The 17,693-nt window shown below is 69.6% G+C and carries 15 protein-coding genes and 1 pseudogene; 11 read left to right on the top strand and 5 right to left on the bottom strand.

The window, feature by feature from the left end:
• Nucleotides 1–2: 2 nt before the first annotated feature.
• Both ACFWNN_RS22825 and ACFWNN_RS22820 read right to left on the bottom strand, forming a co-directional pair.
• Nucleotides 3–1,004 carry an ADP-ribosylglycohydrolase family protein gene (locus ACFWNN_RS22825; protein WP_382441937.1) on the bottom strand — a complete coding sequence of 334 codons (1,002 nt, stop codon included), beginning with the start codon at nucleotides 1,002–1,004 and terminating at the stop codon, nucleotides 3–5.
• Nucleotide 1,005: 1 nt separating this feature from the next.
• Entirely contained in the window at nucleotides 1,006–1,731 is a 726-nt protein-coding gene (locus ACFWNN_RS22820) for a GntR family transcriptional regulator (RefSeq protein WP_382441936.1), read from the bottom strand.
• Nucleotides 1,732–1,905: 174 nt separating this feature from the next.
• Here ACFWNN_RS22820 and ACFWNN_RS22815 point away from each other — a divergent pair, with 174 nt between their 5' ends.
• The 11 genes and pseudogenes from ACFWNN_RS22815 (at nucleotide 1,906) to ACFWNN_RS22765 (ending at nucleotide 13,997) form a co-directional block, all read left to right on the top strand.
• Complete coding sequence (locus tag ACFWNN_RS22815; RefSeq protein WP_382441935.1) at nucleotides 1,906–3,885, top strand: amino acid transporter; 1,980 nt, start codon at nucleotides 1,906–1,908, stop codon at nucleotides 3,883–3,885.
• A gap of 707 nt (nucleotides 3,886–4,592) precedes the next feature.
• A complete protein-coding gene (kdpF, locus tag ACFWNN_RS22810; RefSeq protein ID WP_382441934.1) occupies nucleotides 4,593–4,691 on the top strand; it encodes a K(+)-transporting ATPase subunit F in 99 nt (32 codons plus the stop codon).
• Nucleotides 4,691–6,328, top strand: coding sequence for a potassium-transporting ATPase subunit KdpA (gene kdpA / locus ACFWNN_RS22805; protein WP_382441933.1), 1,638 nt, complete (start codon nucleotides 4,691–4,693; stop codon nucleotides 6,326–6,328). Before kdpF ends, kdpA begins: the two co-directional genes overlap by 1 nt.
• Nucleotides 6,325–8,355, top strand: a complete 2,031-nt coding sequence (gene kdpB, locus ACFWNN_RS22800; RefSeq protein ID WP_382441932.1) for a potassium-transporting ATPase subunit KdpB — start codon at nucleotides 6,325–6,327, stop codon at nucleotides 8,353–8,355. Before kdpA ends, kdpB begins: the two co-directional genes overlap by 4 nt.
• Nucleotides 8,356–8,358: 3 nt before the next feature.
• Nucleotides 8,359–8,883 (top strand): potassium-transporting ATPase subunit C, encoded by a 525-nt coding sequence (locus ACFWNN_RS22795; protein ID WP_382441931.1) that lies wholly within the window; start codon nucleotides 8,359–8,361, stop codon nucleotides 8,881–8,883.
• The gene (locus tag ACFWNN_RS22790) at nucleotides 8,864–11,434 is read left to right on the top strand and encodes a DUF4118 domain-containing protein (RefSeq protein ID WP_382441930.1); all 2,571 of its coding nucleotides are present in this window, start codon (nucleotides 8,864–8,866) and stop codon (nucleotides 11,432–11,434) included. The genes ACFWNN_RS22795 and ACFWNN_RS22790 overlap by 20 nt, the downstream gene beginning before the upstream one ends.
• Nucleotides 11,431–12,114, top strand: a complete 684-nt coding sequence (locus ACFWNN_RS22785) for a response regulator (RefSeq protein WP_382441929.1) — start codon at nucleotides 11,431–11,433, stop codon at nucleotides 12,112–12,114. Before ACFWNN_RS22790 ends, ACFWNN_RS22785 begins: the two co-directional genes overlap by 4 nt.
• Before the next feature lie 287 nt (nucleotides 12,115–12,401).
• Entirely contained in the window at nucleotides 12,402–12,722 is a 321-nt protein-coding gene (locus ACFWNN_RS22780) for a DUF5994 family protein (protein WP_382441928.1), read from the top strand.
• Nucleotides 12,719–12,874, top strand: coding sequence for a DUF6307 family protein (locus ACFWNN_RS22775; RefSeq protein ID WP_382441927.1), 156 nt, complete (start codon nucleotides 12,719–12,721; stop codon nucleotides 12,872–12,874). Before ACFWNN_RS22780 ends, ACFWNN_RS22775 begins: the two co-directional genes overlap by 4 nt.
• 438 nt (nucleotides 12,875–13,312) lie before the next feature.
• Nucleotides 13,313–13,747: pseudogene (locus ACFWNN_RS22770) on the top strand (transglutaminase family protein); the annotation flags it as partial.
• A 97-nt stretch (nucleotides 13,748–13,844) separates the two neighbouring features.
• Complete coding sequence (locus tag ACFWNN_RS22765) at nucleotides 13,845–13,997, top strand: RGCVC family protein (RefSeq protein ID WP_382441926.1); 153 nt, start codon at nucleotides 13,845–13,847, stop codon at nucleotides 13,995–13,997.
• 39 nt (nucleotides 13,998–14,036) lie between these two features.
• Here ACFWNN_RS22765 and ACFWNN_RS22760 read toward each other — a convergent pair whose 3' ends face one another.
• From ACFWNN_RS22760 to ACFWNN_RS22750, 3 genes are all read right to left on the bottom strand, one after another.
• Nucleotides 14,037–15,338, bottom strand: a complete 1,302-nt coding sequence (locus ACFWNN_RS22760) for a glycosyltransferase (protein WP_382441925.1) — start codon at nucleotides 15,336–15,338, stop codon at nucleotides 14,037–14,039.
• Nucleotides 15,339–15,463: 125 nt separating this feature from the next.
• Nucleotides 15,464–16,231 (bottom strand): GAF domain-containing protein, encoded by a 768-nt coding sequence (locus tag ACFWNN_RS22755; protein WP_382441924.1) that lies wholly within the window; start codon nucleotides 16,229–16,231, stop codon nucleotides 15,464–15,466.
• Between the two features lie 46 nt (nucleotides 16,232–16,277).
• Nucleotides 16,278–17,372, bottom strand: coding sequence for a hypothetical protein (locus tag ACFWNN_RS22750; RefSeq protein ID WP_382441923.1), 1,095 nt, complete (start codon nucleotides 17,370–17,372; stop codon nucleotides 16,278–16,280).
• Nucleotides 17,373–17,693 lie beyond the last annotated feature (321 nt).

The following is a 17,693-nucleotide window of genomic DNA, read 5'->3' as shown; positions in this document are numbered from 1 at the left end:
CTTCAGGGTCGGTTCAGCGGCCTTTCGCGGAGGTCGAGCAACTGGCTCACGAGCGGGTCGAGGTCGAGCTCGTTGACGTTGCGGACGGTCGTGATCGCATCGGCGGGCCAGACCTCGTTCCCGTGCACCGCACCGAGAACCGCGCCCGCCATGGCAGCGATGGTGTCGGTGTCCCCGCCCAGGCTCGCGGCCTGGCAGAGCGCGGCCCACGGGTCGTCGGCCAGCGCCGCGAGGGCCAGCGCCGCGACCACGGACTCCTGCGCGGCGACGGACGTGCCGACGACGTTGATCAACGCCTCTTCCCGGGCGTTGACGTCGAGCGACTTGAGGTAGGGGAGTGCCCAGCGCAGCCGGGCAGCGATCGTGCCGCCCGCCACCCAGTGCCCGCGCCGCCCGCCCTCGTCGGCCGCCGCGATCGCGACCTCGACGGCTTCCGGCAGGCTCGCCCCGCCCACCCCGGCGCTCACCGCGGCACCCACGGCCGCAGCGGCCCCGATGCCCAGACCCGTGTTGTGCGTGGGCGCGCTGGTGTGCGCGACCAGGTCCACGAAGGACTCCAGGTAAGCGGCGTCGGCGGCGATCCCGACCGGTGTGATCCGCATGGCCGCGCCGTTCGTGGCGCCGTTGCGGCCGGCCTCGTCCGCCGGCACGCCGTCCTCCAGCCGTGCGAGCGCCGCCTTCGTGGACGGACCGAGCAGGTCGAGCGAACCGCGCTCGCGCATCCGGTCCTCCCACGCCAGCAACCGCCGCGCCAGCTCGATCGGGTCGACGACGCGGTCGCTCTCGACGAGCAGCTCGGCGAGCAGCACGGCCTGCTCCGTGTCGTCGGTGATCGATCCCGCCACCATGCCGTGCGCGATCCGCTGCCGAGGTCCGGCATCCTTCAGTTCCGTGATGGGCCCGTAGTCGGCGAGGATCTCGGCGCGGGACATCGACTGCGTGGGCATCCCCAGCGCGTCCCCGAGCGCCAGTCCCCAGAACGCACCCAGCGCGTTGCTCTTCACCTCAGCCCCCGAAGCTCACGTGCAGCCGGAACCGCTGGGGATCCAGCCAGCTCACGACCTTCTCGACGAAGTTCCCGTCCGAGTCCCGCGCGATCCGCGTGGTGTGCAGGAACATCTCGCCCGGCTCCCGCCCGAGCAGCCGCGCGTCGGCCTCGCCCAGCGCCGCCACCGCGATCCACTGGTCCCCGCGCGCCGGCACCAGCCCCGAGGCGGTCATGGTCTCCGACAGCGAGTCGTCGGTGAGCCCGCGCTCGGGAACGTGGCGCAGCGCGCCGACGGCGGGCACCCGGCTGCGTTCCAGCGACACGGCGGTGCCGTCACCCACGAGCCTGCGGATCCGGTCTAGCGCCAGGAACTCCATGGCACCCGCACCGACCGTGGCCGCGAGGTCGGGATCGACCACCCGCTCCGCGCGCACGATCTCGGCCCTGGTGTGGACACCGGTCATCGCGAGCGCGAGGCCCCAGCTCGGCGACTCGTCGAGCGACCGGCCGTCGAACGTGACGAACGAGCCGACCCCGGTCTGGGTCTCGATCAGGTTGTCGCGGGCGAGGCCTTCGAGCGCGCCGCGGATCGTGCTGCGGCTGACGGAGAACCGCCGCGCCAGCTCGTTCTCGCCGGGCAGCAGTGTGCCGGCCGGATGCTCGCCCGAGTGGATCGCCTCGCGCAGCCGGTCGGCGACCTCCTGGCGTTTGAGCGACGATCGGCCGCGGCTCTGCTTGTCCATACCTGGACCGTACCTGTCCGGTACCTGTATGGCTAGCCCTTCGTGTGTCACCTGAACGCCGCGGCCGTTTTTACGCGATCTTGATGCCTGACCCCTCCTGCCTTTACGAGGGCCGGACTTCACGCGAAGTTGACTCGTTCCCAAATGACTGCACATCACCACGGGGGCACCGGCATGACCGAAACGGCGCAGTTCGCCATACCCGAACGCGTGGACAGCCCGGTGCGCCCGGCCGCCCCCGCGACGGGGCTGGGACGGTGGCTGTTGAAGCACCGGGTGCAGCCGGTGGTGGGCCCGGAGAGCGGCGAGGCGCACGCGGCGCCGCAGTCGTGGTGGAAGGTGATGTGCCTGACCGGCGTGGACTACTTCTCCACGCTGTCCTACCTGCCCGCCATCGCGGCACTCGCGGCCGGAGCCGTGTCGCCGCTCGCCACCTTGCTGATCGTGGCGCTGACGTTGCTGGGCATGCTGCCGATGTACCGGCGGGTGGCGAAGGAGAGCCCGCACGGCCAGGGCTCGGTGGCGATGCTGGAGAACCTGCTGCCGTTCTGGCGCGGCAAGCTGTTCGTGCTCGTGCTCCTGGGGTTCGTGGCCACGTCGTGGATCATCACGATCACCCTGTCCTCAGCGGACGCGACCGTGCACCTGCTGGAAAACCCTTTAGCACCAAGCTTTCTGCACGGCCACGAGGTCACGGTGACCGTCGTGCTGCTGCTCGTGCTCGGCGGCGTCTTCCTCCTCGGCTTCAGCGAGGCCGTAGGGGTGGCGATCCCCCTCGTCGCGGTCTTCCTGGCACTGAACGCCGTGGTGGTGGTAGCGGGCGTCGCGCGGGTCCTGTCCGAACCGGTCGTGCTCGACCGGTGGCTGGACGCCCTGACGGCGAGCGGCGGCATCACCGGCGCGGTGGGCCCGGCGATCCTCGCGTTCCCGTTGCTGGTGCTGGGCCTGTCGGGCTTCGAGACCGGCGTGAGCATGATGCCGCTGGTGGCGTCCAAAGGCGGGACCGCCGAGGAACGGCTGGCGGACCGCGTCCGCAACACCCGCAAACTGCTGACGGCGGCAGCGCTGATCATGTCGGTATACCTGATCGCCACCAGCTTCGTCACCACCGTCCTGATCCCGGCGGAGCAGTTCAAGCCGGGCGGCGAGGCCAACGGCCGCGCGCTCGCCTACCTGGCCCACGAACTGCTCGGCGAGGGCGTCGGCACGGCCTACGACATCAGCAGCATCCTGATCCTCTGGTTCGCCGGTGCCTCGGCGATGGCGGGCCTGATCAACATCGTGCCGCGCTACCTCCCGTCCTACGGCATGGCGCCGGAGTGGTCCCGCGCCGTGCGACCGGTCGTGATCGTCTACACGGTGATCTGCATCCTGGTCACGATCGTCTTCAACGCCGACGTCAACGCACAGGCAGGCGCCTACGCCACCGGCATCCTGGCCATGATGGTCTCCGCCTCCGTGGCCGTGGCCATCTCGGCGGCCAAACGCCGCCAACGCAAAGCCATCGCCTTCGTAGTCCTGACCCTCATCCTTCTTTACGCCCTGGTCGAGAACGTGATCGAGAAGCCCGACGGCCTCACGATCTCGTTGTTCTTCATCCTCGGCATCATCGCGATCTCGTTGGTCTCCCGCGTGACCCGAACCACCGAACTGCGTGTAGAACACATCGAACTGGACGAGACCGCCCGCCGCTTCGTGGCCGACACGCTCGCCCACGACGGCGCCGTGACGATCATCGCCAACCGCCGCCAGGCAGGCGACGCCGCCGAATACGCCGAGAAGGAGGCCGAACAACGCGGCATGAACCCGGTGCCCGGCACCGCGGACGTGCTGTTCCTGGAGATCGACGTGGTGGACCCGTCGGACTTCAGCGAGGTGCTCCAGGTGCGCGGCGTGGAAGTCGACGGCCACCGAATCCTGCGCGCCGACAGCCCAGCCGCCCCCAACGCCATCGCCGCGATCCTGCTGGCCCTGCGCGACTGCACGGGCGTGCGCCCGCACTGCCACTTCGCGTGGAGCGAGGGCAACCCGCTGGGCCACCTGTTCCGCTACCTGCTCCTCGGTCGCGGCGACACGGCGCCGGTGGTGCGGGAGATCATCAGGGCGAGCGAACCGGACCCCGAACGCAGGCCGGGCATCCACGTGGGCGGCTGAGGGCAGCGGCCGGGGCGAAGTAGTAATGGCTTGAGGGCATGCGATGCCGAAGGCGAGCCCGTCTGAGCGCGCGTACGGCAATGGCGCAGCCGAGCTTCCTTGCCTCAACGCAATGCCGAAGGCGAGGCGTCCTTCCTGGGCGCACCACGGCAACCGGTAATGACGTGACGTACCTGCACAAACCCAGCCACGCTGCACAGAGATTGGGGCTTGACTTTGGGTGCGAGGTGCTAGCTTCGAGAGCTCGGCCGGGCGCTTTTGAGCCCGGCCTTTCCGGCCGATGAGCGCCTCGCAAGGGCCCCGAAGTCAAGCCCCAATCTCTATCGTCGCGCAGCGGCGATGACTCGACCACGCTCGTCCGCAGTTGTCTTTGCGTCGAACGCAACCACCTGCCCAAAGGTGACAGGCCGAAGAGCCCACATCGGGTGACGACGGGCACGCCGAAATCACGTCGCGTAACCCGACACGGCCCAACCGGGTGAGACCCAGATCCCACCGCGTCAAGATCCCGTCAAGGAACGCACCCCCGGTGTCAAGGTGTCGTCAGACAGCGCTGACCTGCGACTTCCCCTGATGCACGCTCACCGGCGTCAGGGTCACATCGTTGAAGTCGGAAGGGAGCGCGCCATGGCCGACCTGGCCTACGCGTTGCTGCTGATCGTGAGTTTCCTAATCCTGGGACTCACCGTGCGCGGACTGGAGAAGCTGTGAGCACCGGTCTGATAGCGAACGCGATCGCGGGCACCCTCGCCCTCGCGCTGATCGTCTACCTGTTCGTAGCACTAGTCCGGCCGGAGAAGTTCTGATGTCACCCCTAGTGGCCGGCCTCATCCAGGTCGGCATCCTCGTAGCAGCACTGGCGGTCGCCTACCGCCCGCTGGGCGACTACATGGCACGCGTGTTCCGCGTCCAAGAAGCCGAACCACAAAAGCACTCCCGCCTCGAACGAGCGATCTACCGCTTCGCCCGCATCGACCCGAACGCCGAGCAGAAGTGGAGCACCTACGCGTACGGCGTGCTGGGCTTCAGCTTCGTGGGCATCGTCTTCCTCTACGTGCTTCAGCGGATCCAGGCGGTCTTACCGTTCGACTTCGACCGCGGCAACGTGCCGGAAGGCATGGCGTTCAACACGGCGATCAGCTTCGTCACCAACACGAACTGGCAGTCGTACGTGCCGGAAGCCGTCATGGGCCACACGGTCCAGATGATCGGCCTGACGGTGCAGAACTTCGTGTCGGCCGCCGTCGGGCTAGCTGTTGCGGTCGCACTGATCCGCGGCTTCGTGCGCCACCAGACCGACCGGCTCGGCAACTTCTGGGTCGACCTCACCCGCGGCACGATCAGGATCCTCCTGCCGCTGGCGTTCGTCTTCGCGCTCATCCTGATCGCGCTCGGCGTCACGATGAGCCTCAAGTCCGGTGTGGACGTCGACGGCCAGACCATCGCGAACGCGCCGGTCGCCAGCCAGGAGGCCATCAAGGAGCTCGGCACCAACGGTGGCGGTGTGCTCAACGCGAACTCCGCGCACCCGTTCGAGAACCCGAACGAGTGGAGCAACCTCGTCGAGATCTTCCTGCTGCTGGTGATCCCGGTCGCGCTGACCCGCACGTTCGGGCAGATGGTCGGCCAGAAGAAGCAGGGGTACGTGCTGCTGAGCGTCATGGGCACCATCTGGGGAGCGATGCTCGCCGTCATCTGGGCGGCCGAGGCGAACGGCATCAGGCCGTTGGAGGGCAAGGAACTCCGGTTCGACGTCGCCGCCAGCGCGCTCTTCGCGAACTCCACCACGGGCACGTCGACCGGCGCGGTCAACTCGTGGCACGACAGCTACACCGGCCTCGGCGGTGGCGGCACGTTGCTGAACATGCTGTTCGGCGAGATGACGCCCGGCGGTGTCGGTACGGGGCTCTACAGCATCCTGGTGATGGCGATCATCGCGATGTTCCTGGCGGGATTGATGGTCGGCCGCACGCCCGAGTACCTCGGCAAGAAGCTGGGGCGCAAGGAAGTCACGGCCGCAGCGGTGTCCATCCTCGCTATGCCGACCGTGCTGCTGATCGGCGCCGGCATCGCGGCGATTCTGCCCAGTACGCAAGGGGCGCTGAACAACCCCGGCGAACACGGCCTCTCAGAAATCCTCTACGCCTATGCGTCTGCCTCCAACAACAACGGCAGCGCGTTCGGCGGCATCACGGTGACCAGCGACTGGTTCCAGTCGTCGCTCGGCCTGTGCATGCTCTTCGGCCGGTTCATCCCGATCATCGCGGTGCTCGCGCTCGCCGGATCGCTGGCCGCGCAGAAGAAGGTGCCGGTCACGGCGGGCACGCTGCCCACGACCGGGCCGCTCTTCGCCACCCTGCTCGGGGCCAGCGTCGTGCTGGTCGCCGCGCTCACGTTCGTTCCCGCTCTCGCACTCGGTCCCATCGCGGAGGCATTGCTGTGACCGGCACACTTCAGCGGACTCCGGAGGAGATCCGCGACCGGCACGCCGAGAACCTGGGCCACCAGGTCGGCGCCGGTGTCTTCGACCCCAAGCAGCTCCTGAAGTCCTTCCCGGACGCGCTGCGCAAGTTCGACCCGCGCCACCAGTTGCGCAACCCCGTCATGTTCGTCGTCTGGGTCGGCTCGGTGCTGGTCACGGTCTTCGCGGTCACCGAACCCAGCGTCTTCACCATCGCCGTCACGCTGTGGCTGTGGTTCACGGTCCTGTTCGCGAACCTCGCCGAGGCCGTCGCGGAAGGCCGCGGCAAGGCGCAGGCCGAGTCGTTGCGCAAGACCAAGAAGGACGCCGTCGCGCGGCTCGTGAACGGCGACGTCGTGGCCGGCACCGAGCTCAAGATCGGTGACCTGGTCGTGGTCGAGGCGGGGGAGGTGATCCCCGGCGACGGTGATGTGGTCGAGGGCATCGCGACCGTCGACGAGTCGGCGATCACTGGCGAGTCCGCGCCGGTCATCCGCGAGTCGGGCGGCGACCGTTGTGCGGTCACGGGTGGCACGACCGTGTTGTCGGACCGGATCGTCGTGCGGATCACGACGAAGCCCGGCGAGTCCTTCGTGGACCGCATGATCGCGTTGGTCGAGGGCGCGGAACGGCAGAAGACGCCGAACGAGATCGCGCTGACGATCCTGCTGTCCACGTTGACGATCATCTTCATGCTCGCGGTCGTCGCGTTGCAGCCGTTCGCGATCTACTCCGGTGGCGAGCAGTCGGTGGTCGTGCTGACCGCGTTGCTGGTCTGCCTGATCCCGACGACGATCGGCGCGTTGCTCAGCGCGATCGGCATCGCGGGCATGGACCGGTTGGTGCAGCGCAACGTGCTGGCGACGTCCGGCAAGGCCGTCGAGGCGGCCGGTGACATCGACACGTTGCTGCTGGACAAGACCGGCACGATCACCTGGGGCAACCGGCGCGCGACCGAGTTCATCCCGGTCGGCCCGACGTCGGAGGAGCAGCTGGTGGCGGCCGCGCGGCTGGCGAGCCTCGCCGACGACACCCCGGAAGGCCGCAGCATCCTCGCGCTCGCGGGCGGCGCACCCGCCACCGACCACGAGAAGACCGGCGAGTTCGTGCCGTTCACGGCGCAGACCCGCATGTCCGGCATCGACCTCGACGGCCGGAGCATCCGCAAGGGCGCCGCGTCCGCGTTCGAGCTGACCGACACGGCCCGCGAGATCGTGGACCAGATCAGCGCGGACGGCGGCACCCCGCTCGTCGTCGCCGAGAACGACGCGGTGCTCGGGGTCATCAGGCTGTCGGACGTGGTGAAGCCCGGCATGAAGGCACGCTTCGCCGAGCTGCGCGCGATGGGCATCCGCACGGTCATGGTGACCGGCGACAACCCGTTGACCGCCAGGGCGATCGCGGCCGAGGCGGGCGTCGACGACTTCCTCGCCGAGGCCAAGCCCGAGGACAAGATGGCCCTGATCCGCAAGGAGCAGGAGGGCGGCCGGCTCGTCGCGATGACCGGTGACGGCACGAACGACGCACCCGCGCTCGCGCAGTCCGACGTAGGCGTGGCCATGAACACGGGGACGTCCGCGGCCAAGGAGGCCGGGAACATGGTGGATCTGGACTCGGATCCCACCAAGCTGATCGAGATCGTGGAGATCGGCAAGCAGCTGCTGATCACGCGGGGCGCGCTGACGACGTTCTCCGTCGCCAACGACCTGGCGAAGTACTTCGCGATCCTGCCCGCGATGTTCGCGGCGATCTACCCGGCGCTGGACAAGCTCAACATCATGCACCTGGCCACGCCGCAGTCCGCGATCCTCTCCGCGGTGATCTTCAACGCCCTGGTGATCGTGGCGCTGATCCCGTTGGCGCTCAAGGGTGTTCGCTACCGGCCGTCCAGTGCCTCCGCGCTGCTGCGGCGCAACCTGCTGATCTACGGCCTGGGCGGCGTCGTGACGCCGTTCGCCGGGATCTGGCTGATCGACCTGCTCGTGCGACTCATCCCCGGGATCGGCTGAACCATGGACAACTTCTTCAAGCAGGCGTGGGCGGGACTGCGCGTCCTGCTGGCGCTGACGGTGATCCTCGGCGTGCTGTACCCGGCCGTCGTGTGGGGCGTCTCGCGCGTCCCCGGCCTGCACGGCAACGCCGAGGCGGCGAACACGTCGCTGGTGGCGGTAGTGCGGGAGGGCGACAAGTACTTCGTGCCGCGCCCGTCCGCCGCGACGCTGCCCGCGTCCGGTGGCACCAACAAGAGCGAGATCAACGAGGACTACACCAAGGTGATCGCCGAGCGCCGCACGGAGATCGCGCAGCGCGAGGGCGTGGGGGAGGACCAGGTGCCGCAGGACGCCGTCACCGCGTCGGCGTCCGGTCTCGACCCGCACATCAGCCCGGCGTACGCGGAGATCCAGATCCCGCGCGTGGCCAGGGCGTCGGGACTGCCGGTCGAGAAGGTGAAGGAACTGGTGGCGGCCGCGACCGAGGGCACGTTCACCAAGACCGTCAACGTGACGGCGCTCAACCGTGCCCTCGACGCGGCCTGAGCGGCGCCGCGGCGAGCTGAGGATCTACCTCGGCGCGGCTCCCGGTGTCGGCAAGACCTTCGCCGTGCTCGGCGAGGCTCACCGGCGCCGGGAGCGCGGCACCGACGTGGTCGTCGGCCTCGTCGAGACGCACGGCCGGGAGAAGACCAGGAACCTGCTGGACGGCCTGGAGATCCTGCCGCGCCGGGAGTTCCGGCACCGGGGCGTCGACTTCTCCGAGATGGACGTCGACGCCCTGCTGGCCCGCGCCCCCGAGGTCGCCGTCGTGGACGAGCTGGCGCACACCAACGTGCCCGGTTCGCGCAACGAGAAGCGCTGGCAGGACGTCGAGGAACTGCTGGAAGCCGGCATCGACGTCCTGTCCACGGTCAACGTGCAGCACCTGGAGTCGCTGAACGACGTCGTCGAACGCATCACCGGTGTGCGGCAACAGGAGACCGTGCCGGACGAGGTGGTGCGCCGGGCCGACCAGCTCGAGCTCGTCGACATCACCCCGGAAGCGCTGCGGCGGAGACTCGCGCACGGCAACGTCTACGCCGCGCACAAGATCGATGCCGCGCTGGGCAACTACTTCCGGGTCGGCAACCTCACGGCGTTGCGGGAGCTCGCGTTGCTGTGGGTGGCCGACCAGGTCGACGTGGCGTTGCAGCGCTACCGCAGCGAGCAGCGCATCACCGACACGTGGGAGACGCGCGAGCGGGTCGTCGTGTCGGTCACGGGCGGGCCCGAGAGCGAGACGCTGATCCGTCGTGCCCGCCGGATCGCGTTGCGGGCGGGCGCGGAACTGCTGGTGGTGCACGTGCTGCGCGGCGACGGGCTCAGCGGCGCGACGCCCGAGCTGATCGCGAAGTGCCGCCGGGTCGCTGAGGACCTCGGCGCCACGTTCCACCAGGTCGTCGGGGACGACGTGCCGACGGCGCTGCTGGAGTTCGCGCGCGGGGTCAACGCGACCCAGCTGGTGCTGGGAACCTCGCGCCGGTCCCGGCTCGCGCGGGCGTTCGACGAGGGCATCGGCGCGTCGGTGGTGCAGGAGTCGGGCGCGATCGACGTGCACATGGTCACGCACGACGAGTCGCACCGCGGGGTGCGCTGGAAGATCGGCCGCAACGCGCTGAGCCCGTCCCGGCAGCTCGCGGGCTGGGCGGCGTCGGTGCTGCTGCCCGCCGCGACCACGGTGCTCGGCCTGTTCTGGCGCGACGACATCACTTACTCGACCGACCTGGTCGGGTTCCTGCTCGCCACCTGCGTGGTCGCGTTGATCGGCGGGCTCGGACCCGCGCTGGTGAGCGCGTTCCTCGGTGCCGGGCTGCTGAACTACTTCTTCACCGAGCCGTACTACAGCCTGGCGGTGAACTCGCCGGAGAACGTGATCACGCTGGTGGCCATGGTGCTCGTGGCCACGATCGTCGCCCTGGTGGTCGACCGCGCGGCCCGGCTGGCCGAGCAGGGCGCCCGTGCCCGCACCGAGGCCGCGTTGCTGGCGTCGTACTCCAGGACGGTGCTCACCTCGCCGTACCCGCTGGCCCGGCTGCTGGAGAAGATCCGGGAGAACTTCGGCCTGGAGTCGGTGGCGTTGCTGGAGAAACGAGGCACCGACTGGGAACGCGTCGCGTGCGTCGGCGCCCGGCCGTGCGACGAACCGGACGAGGCCGACGCCGACATCGCCGTGACGACCGACATCCACCTGGCGTTGCGCGGCAGGACGTTGCCGGCGAGCGACCAGCGCGTGCTGGAAGCGGCAGCGGGCCAGGCGCTGATGGCGTTGCGGCAGCAGCGAATGGCCGACGAGACGCGCGACGCCCAGCGCAAGGTCGAGACGACGGAACTGCGCACGGCGTTGCTCTCCGGCGTGGGCCACGACCTCCGCACGCCGCTGACGTCGATCAAAGCGGCCATCGGCAGCCTGCGCGACCGGGACCTCACACTGTCCGAAGAGGACGTCGGCGAGCTGATGGAGACAGTGGAGGAATCCGCCGACCGCCTCAACGGCCTGGTCGACAACCTCCTCGACTCCTCACGCCTCGCCACCGGCTCCGTGGCCCCGATCCTGCGCCCGGTCGGCTACTACGAGGTCGTCGCCAGGGCGATGTCGGCCGTCGACGAACGCCGCACCGTCACCGTCGACGTGGACGAGGACCTGCCCGCGGTCGACGCGGACATAGGCCTGCTCGAACGCGTGGTGGCCAACGTCATCGACAACGCGCTGCGCCACGGCCGGATGACCCCGCGCCGCAGCGTCGACGTGGACGGCGACGGCCACATCACCCACGACGAACCGGAGATCGCCGTCCGGGCGAGCACCCACGGCTCGTTCGTGGAACTGCGGGTCGTGGACCACGGCCCGGGCCTGCACAAGAAAGCGCTGGCCGGCGTCTTCACCCCGTTCCAACGACTCGGCGACCGCGACGCCACCCCCGGCGTGGGCCTGGGCCTCAGCGTGGCCAAGGGATTCACCAACGCGATGGGCGGCGAGATCACCGCCGAGGACACCCCCGGCGGCGGCCTGACCGTCGTCATCTCGTTGCCGGTGCACAAGGAGAACCACGAATGACCTCGGTGCTGGTGGTCGACGACGAACCGCAGATCGTGCGCGCCCTGAGGATCAACCTGAGCGCCCGCGGCTACAACGTCATGACGGCCTACGACGGCAGAACCGCCCTGAGCATCGCCGTGGAGAGCAAACCGGACGTGGTGGTCCTCGACCTGGGCCTCCCCGACCTGGACGGCGTGGACGTCATAGCGGGCCTCCGAGGCTGGTCCTCGGTCCCGATCATCGTGCTCTCGGCCCGCACCGACTCCGCCGCCAAGGTGGAGGCCCTCGACGCGGGCGCCGACGACTACGTCACCAAGCCGTTCGGCATGGACGAACTGCTGGCGCGGCTGCGCGCGGCCGTCCGCCGCAAGGCCACCACCGTGCGCGTGCCGGACGAACCCGTCGTGCAGACGTCGACCTTCACCGTCGACTTCACGGTCAAGCGCGTGCACCGCGGCGAGCGCGAGGTGCACCTCACGCCGACGGAGTGGGGGATTCTGGAGATCCTCGCCCGCAATCCGGACCGGCTGGTGACGCAGAAGCAGTTGTTGCAGGAGGTGTGGGGGCCCAAGCATTTGAACGAGACGCAGTACTTGCGGGTGTACATGGCGCAGTTGCGGCGCAAGCTGGAGAAGAACCCTTCGCACCCGCAGCACCTGATCACCGAACCCGGGATGGGCTACCGCTTCCAGGCCTGAGGTGAGGTGAAACGTCCCGGTTCGCCGCCGGGCAACGAATTTCGTTCGTTTTTGCTCCGCTGCTCGATTTTTGGTCGGGTTGTTTCAGGTCTGAATGGCTCAAGGGCGTGTTCGTTCGGCTGTTGATCCGGCAGCTGGCCTGGGAAAATAATCCGGACGATTTCGGTGGATCACGGCTGCGGGCGTGTAGTGTCGAATTCGTCGGGAACTTTTGTGCGTGAGCGGTCAAGCTCATGTCGTGCCCGGCGACCACCCGGTCGTTCTCGGCCGGAGACGGGAGTCCCGGCATGACGTCGGCTCCGCACTTCCTCCACGCCCCACCAGCCCCCAGGGGCAGTGTGCAGCCTCGGTATCCGCTGCGATTGCGGTTGCGGCCGAAGGCGCCCACCACGGGGCACGTGGACGGTGCCCGGTGGCCGCGCACCCGGGACCTCGCCGCCGAACTGCCGGTGCTGCTCGCGGTGCCGGCAGTTCGGCTGGGCGACAACCCGAGAGTGAGTGACGACCTGACGGAGTGGGAGACGGCGCCGCGGCAGGTCGCGGTCGGCGGTGTGCGCATCCGTCGCAGCGGGTTCTGGCCCCGGCAGAAGGCACGAGGTAAACCATGACCGCACCGCCGTACCTGACGACGTACGAACGCCGGCTCAAAACGGTGCAGGACGTGGTGACGAGCCGCACCGGACTCGGTGACCAGGCCGCCCTCGAACTCGCCGTGCACGTGCTACGCGCTCTCGACCACATCCCGGAGCGCGTTCGTTGACCTCGCACCGCAACCACGGCCGCGAGGCACAGCCGGCGCGGGCACCCCGAATGCTCCGCGTCGGCTGTGCGTTCACCTACCGGTCCGAGGTCTCCACGCCGGCCGTGTTCCTCGTGCGCCCGGACCGGCACGGCGACGTGCGCGTGAGCGACGAGCGCCTGACCGTGGAACCCGATGTCGCGGTGCGGCACTACTTCGACCTCTACGGCAACTGGTTCGCACGCCTGGTGCTGCCGGCCGGACTGTCCACTGTGAACTACAGCGCGCGGGCGGTGACGCCCGACCGGACCGAGGAGGTCGACGCCGACGCACCGGAGACCCCGCCCGGTGATCTGCCCAGCGACGTGCTGATGTACACGCTGCCGAGCCGCTACTGCCTGTCCGACGTGCTCGGCGACGAGGCCTGGTCGAGGTTCGGCGCACTGCCGCCCGGCTACCGCAGGGGTGCGGGAGATCTGCCGGCACGTCCACGAATCGCTGAGCTTCGGCTACGGCACCTCCACCTCGTTGTCCACCGCCGCGGACGTCAACGCCGCCGGCATCGGGGTCTGCCGCGACTTCGCGCACCTGGCGATCTCGTTCTGCCGTGCGCTCAACATCCCCGCCCGGTACGTCTTCGGCTATCTGCCGGAGGTCGAGGTGCCGCACGCCGACGCGCCGATGGACTTCGCGGCGTGGATGGAGGTCTGGCTCGGAGACCGCTGGTGGACCTTCGACCCGCGCAACAACACGCCCCGCAAGGGCCGCGTCGTCATCGGACGAGGCAGGGACGCCGCTGACGTCGCCATGGTCACCACGTTCGGTGGCCCGGTCCTGGAGTCCATGGTCGTGCACGCGGCGGAAGACCTGGTGGTCGTGCCGCGGTGGTGCTGACCGAAGCGCTCCGCGCGGACCGCGTCCCGCACGGCGAGGCCGTGCACCGTCCGGAGTTCCTGAAATTCCCGTCCCACCTCTGCACAGGAGTGTTCCCATGCCCATGGCCGAACCGTTGATCGTCGTCGTCGACCCCGTGGTCACCTGCGACGTCTGCCCGCATCCGTGGCAGGAGCATGACCGGCTCGGCGTGCGGTACTGCACCGCCACGGTGGCGGCCGCACTGGCGCGACGGTGCATCTGCTCCTGACAGGCGGCCGCAAGCGCGGCGACGTGGACGTTCCCCGGGCTAACGGAGGTCGCGCTTCGGAGTGAGACCGTCGGCCCTCGTGGAACGAGAGGTGCGGGCTTTCCCGCCGTTTCCGGCCGCGTGTCTCCCGGACACCGCGGTGTAGATCCGCACGAGGTCCGCGGCGCAGCGGTGCCACGAGTACCGCGCCCGCGCGCGTTCCTGTCCTCTCGCGCCGAGCAGCGTTCGCTGGGTGCTGTCCGCGAGCAGACCTCGGAGCGCCTTGGCGACTCCGTCCGCCTTCCCCGAAGGCACCAGCACACCGGTCACCCCGTCCACCACGGAGTCGGTGTGCCCGCCGACCGAGGTGGCGACGACAGGGACGCCGCACGCCATCGCTTCCAGCGCCGCGCAGCCCGACGACCACTGTCTGGGGGCGCACACGACCACGTCCGCAGACCGCAGCAGGACGGGCAGTTCGGCGTGCGGAAGGTGGCCCGCGAACACGAGCCTGGACACCACCCCGACGGACTGGGCCAGCGCGATCAGCCGCCTCGTCTCGGGATCGTCCCGCAGGTCGCCCTGCGTGCCGCCACCGGCGATCACCAGCTCGATTCCCTCCACTGTGGACAGAGCCCGGATGGTCTCCTCGAAACCCTTGCGCGGCATCACCCTGCCGATCGACACGACCCGGCGTGGCTGCAGCCGTTCGACACGGGTGGCCTGGGGGCAGAAGAGGTTCAGGTCGACACCGCGCGGCACGACGGAGAGCTTCGACCTGTCCACACCCATGCCGAGCACGTCGCGGGCCTCGGCTTCACAGGTCGCGACGATGCGGGCGGCTTCGTGGCCGACGAGCCGTTCGACGGCCGTGCGCCTGGTGGACGTCGATCCGTTGACGCGGTGGTGCTGCGGGGGAGTGGTGCTCACCCGGTGGAACGTCTGCACCACGGGCACCTGGGTGTGGCGTGCGCTCAGCACGGCGGCGATGCCGGACAGCCAGCCGTGGGCGTGGATGACGTCGGGGCGGCGGGCCTTCCACGCGAGCTTGAGGAACTGCACGAAGTCCCCGGTGTGGTCGAGGACGTCGTCTCCGCGCATCCTGACCGCGGGACCGGCGGTCACGTGCACCACCTCGTAGCCGCCCGAGGTCTGCACGCGTTGTGGCACATGGGGATCATTGCGCCGCGTGTAGACGGCGACCTTGTGGCCGAGCGCGGCCAGGGCGGTCGCGAGCTCCGCGACGTGGAGGTTCTGACTGCCCGAGTCGAACGCGCCGGGTGCCGCCAGCGGGCTCGAGTGCTCGGAGACGAGGGCGATCCTCATCCGGTCGAACGGGATTCCCTGGTCACCGGCGGCCACGGTGTTCTCCTCACGACGAGGTGATGAGACCGCGGGGGCAGGGCGGTGTGGCTGCGTCAGACAGCCACACCGAGCCTAGCGGCTCCGAGGCGCCCGGCCCAGCGGATGTGGCTGATGGTGACGGGTCATCCGCTGCGTGATCGCGGCCGCACCGCGAGGAGCTCGGCCGGACGCAGCTCTCCGGCGACGAGTTCCCGCGCCACGTCCGCGAGGCGGCGGTTGTGGCCGCGTGCGTACCCCCGCAACGCCTGGAACGCCTCTTCCATCGCCAGGTTCCCGGCGAACGCGAGCACACCCTTGGCCTGCTCGATGATCACCCGGCTGTGCAGCGCCGTCTGCAGCTGCTCGGTGACGACCTCGCCGCGCCGGATCGCGCGTTCCTGCAGGATCCCGATCGTCGCGGTGTCCGCCAGCGCCCGCACGACCAGCAGGTCCTCCTCGCTCAGCGAGCCTGCTTCGCGCCGGAACAGGTTGAGCGCTCCGATGGTCTCGCGGCGCAACCGCATCGGCACCGCGTACGCGGAGACGAATCCCTCCTCGAGGGCGAGCGGTGCGAAGCGGGGCCAGCGGCCGGTGGTCGTCGCCAGGTCCGCGATCAGCACCGGCTCTCCGGTGTGGACGCATTCGAGGCAGGGTCCTTCGCTCGCCTGGAGCCGGAACAGTTCGAGCATCCGCGTCCGGTCGGAGGAGCACGCCATCACGCGCAGGCCGCCGCGCCGGTCGGAGAGCATCAACGCGGCCGCCTGCGCGTCGAGGAGCTGAACGCAGTGGTCCACCAGCCGGTGCAGCACGTCGACCACGTCGTAGTCGTCGACGAGCGTGTCGGCCAGCTCGACGAACGCCCGGAGCAGCCGGGACTCCCGCTCCGTTCTGGAAGGTGCCCCGCCGCTCATCAACCGCTCCTGTCCTGGCCGTCCGGGGTGTGCCGCCGCCCGTGCGTCAGTGGTTGTACATGTTCTCCAGTTTGGTGCGGCGAGCGGTGACGTCGCCGGGATCGTCGCCGAAGACGATCAGGTGCACCGTGGTCTGCTTGACCGGGTTGTCGGTGCGACGGGTGTCGTGGCCGCCGGTGACGAGCAGTCCTCCACCCAGCAGCGCGGGCCGCAGGGCGGCGAGAAGTGCGGCGATGGGGGCCGTGGTGGTCAGCTTCGTGGACTCGGACAGGCGGTCCAGCGCGTCGGGGCGGACCGTTTGCAGTGCCAGCAGGGGAATGGAGCCGCTGGTGATGCGGAAGTTGAGGTCGAGCATGACGAGTCTGCCGTCGTGGGTCTGGGCGCAGTCGAGGCTGCACATGCCGCGGTAGCCGACGTCGGCGGCGCGCTGGGCGATCGCCAGGCACTCGGCGAGCAGGTCGGCGGGAAGCGGCATGACCAGGCCGAAGCGGCCGCCGGTGTAGACGCCGTCCGCGTCGATCCGCTGGTCGGTGACGGCGAGCAGACGGGCCAGGCCGTCGGCGGCGACGTAGAGCTGAACTCCCCAGTTGCGGTGGATGTTCAGGTACTCCTCGACGACGACCTCGCTGAGGAGGTCGGTGAACGCGGGCAGGCACACCAGGTCCCCGGCGCGGTGCAGGTAGACGTCGAGACTCGCGCCGTGGGCCGCGTTCGTGGCGGCTTTGAGCACCCAGGACTTCTCGGCGGGCGCGGCCTGGGCGAGGTCGCCGGTGGCGACGATCTGGCGGCGAGCCTGGAAGCGCGGGTCGACGAAGGTGCTGATGCTCGCCTTGTTGTTGAGGTACCCGACGAGCTCCGCGCTCTTCACCGACCGTTCGTCGGGCCCCAGATCGGCAGGCTGCGGGTACTCCATGGACAGGCGCAGCCCGTCGCTGAGCGCCTCGGCGACCCGGGACGCGAACTCCGCCTCGGTGCGGAACTCGCGTGTGTCGGTGCACACCGGCAGACCGCCTTCGCGCAGGGTGGCGATCAGGTTGGGTTCGGTGCCGCCCGCGCTGCTGATGACGGGCGTGCCGGCGGCGACGGCGAGGGGCCGGGCGGACAGGACGTCGCGCATGGTGCGGTGCCTGCCCGGCGGCACCGCGGGCTCCTGCGCGGGACGGGCGCAGACGGAGATGTCCGGACCGTAGATGTCGGTGAGCGTGCGGGGAGCGGCCGTGGCCGGCGAGAGCGCCGAAATGGTGATGGGAGGTCTCCCTTGTGGGGTCGTGCGCGAGCCCGGTGAGGGCGTGGAGTGAGGCTTCCGAGAGCGGTGAAACGCGCCTGGATGAGGCGGCGTCCGCGCCGGGATGAAGGCGCGCCTGCCGGTGCGGAGACCGGGAGGCGGTGCAGATGTCCACTGTCTCACGTTTTGCGAGGTGCGGGGCGACACCCGACTCGCGTGATGCCCGCGCCGGAACCG

Source organism: Lentzea sp. NPDC058450 (assembly GCF_042721395.1).
Taxonomy (GTDB): Bacteria; Actinomycetota; Actinomycetes; order Mycobacteriales; family Pseudonocardiaceae; genus Lentzea.
Note: the sequence above shows the minus strand (reverse complement) of the source record. Positions and strands in the feature narration are given on the sequence as shown.

Bases quoted from the DNA above. Each gene is read 5' to 3' on its own strand.
- ACFWNN_RS22765 (WP_382441926.1), top strand. From the start codon at position 13,845: ATGCCCATGGCCGAACCGTTGATCGTCGTCGTCGACCCCGTGGTCACC.
- ACFWNN_RS22815 (WP_382441935.1), top strand. From the start codon at position 1,906: ATGACCGAAACGGCGCAGTTCGCCATACCCGAACGCGTGGACAGCCCG.
- kdpA (WP_382441933.1), top strand. From the start codon at position 4,691: ATGTCACCCCTAGTGGCCGGCCTCATCCAGGTCGGCATCCTCGTAGCA.
- ACFWNN_RS22820 (WP_382441936.1), bottom strand. From the start codon at position 1,731: ATGGACAAGCAGAGCCGCGGCCGATCGTCGCTCAAACGCCAGGAGGTC.
- ACFWNN_RS22775 (WP_382441927.1), top strand. From the start codon at position 12,719: ATGACCGCACCGCCGTACCTGACGACGTACGAACGCCGGCTCAAAACG.
- ACFWNN_RS22755 (WP_382441924.1), bottom strand. From the start codon at position 16,231: ATGAGCGGCGGGGCACCTTCCAGAACGGAGCGGGAGTCCCGGCTGCTC.
- ACFWNN_RS22780 (WP_382441928.1), top strand. From the start codon at position 12,402: ATGACGTCGGCTCCGCACTTCCTCCACGCCCCACCAGCCCCCAGGGGC.
- ACFWNN_RS22795 (WP_382441931.1), top strand. From the start codon at position 8,359: ATGGACAACTTCTTCAAGCAGGCGTGGGCGGGACTGCGCGTCCTGCTG.
- ACFWNN_RS22785 (WP_382441929.1), top strand. From the start codon at position 11,431: ATGACCTCGGTGCTGGTGGTCGACGACGAACCGCAGATCGTGCGCGCC.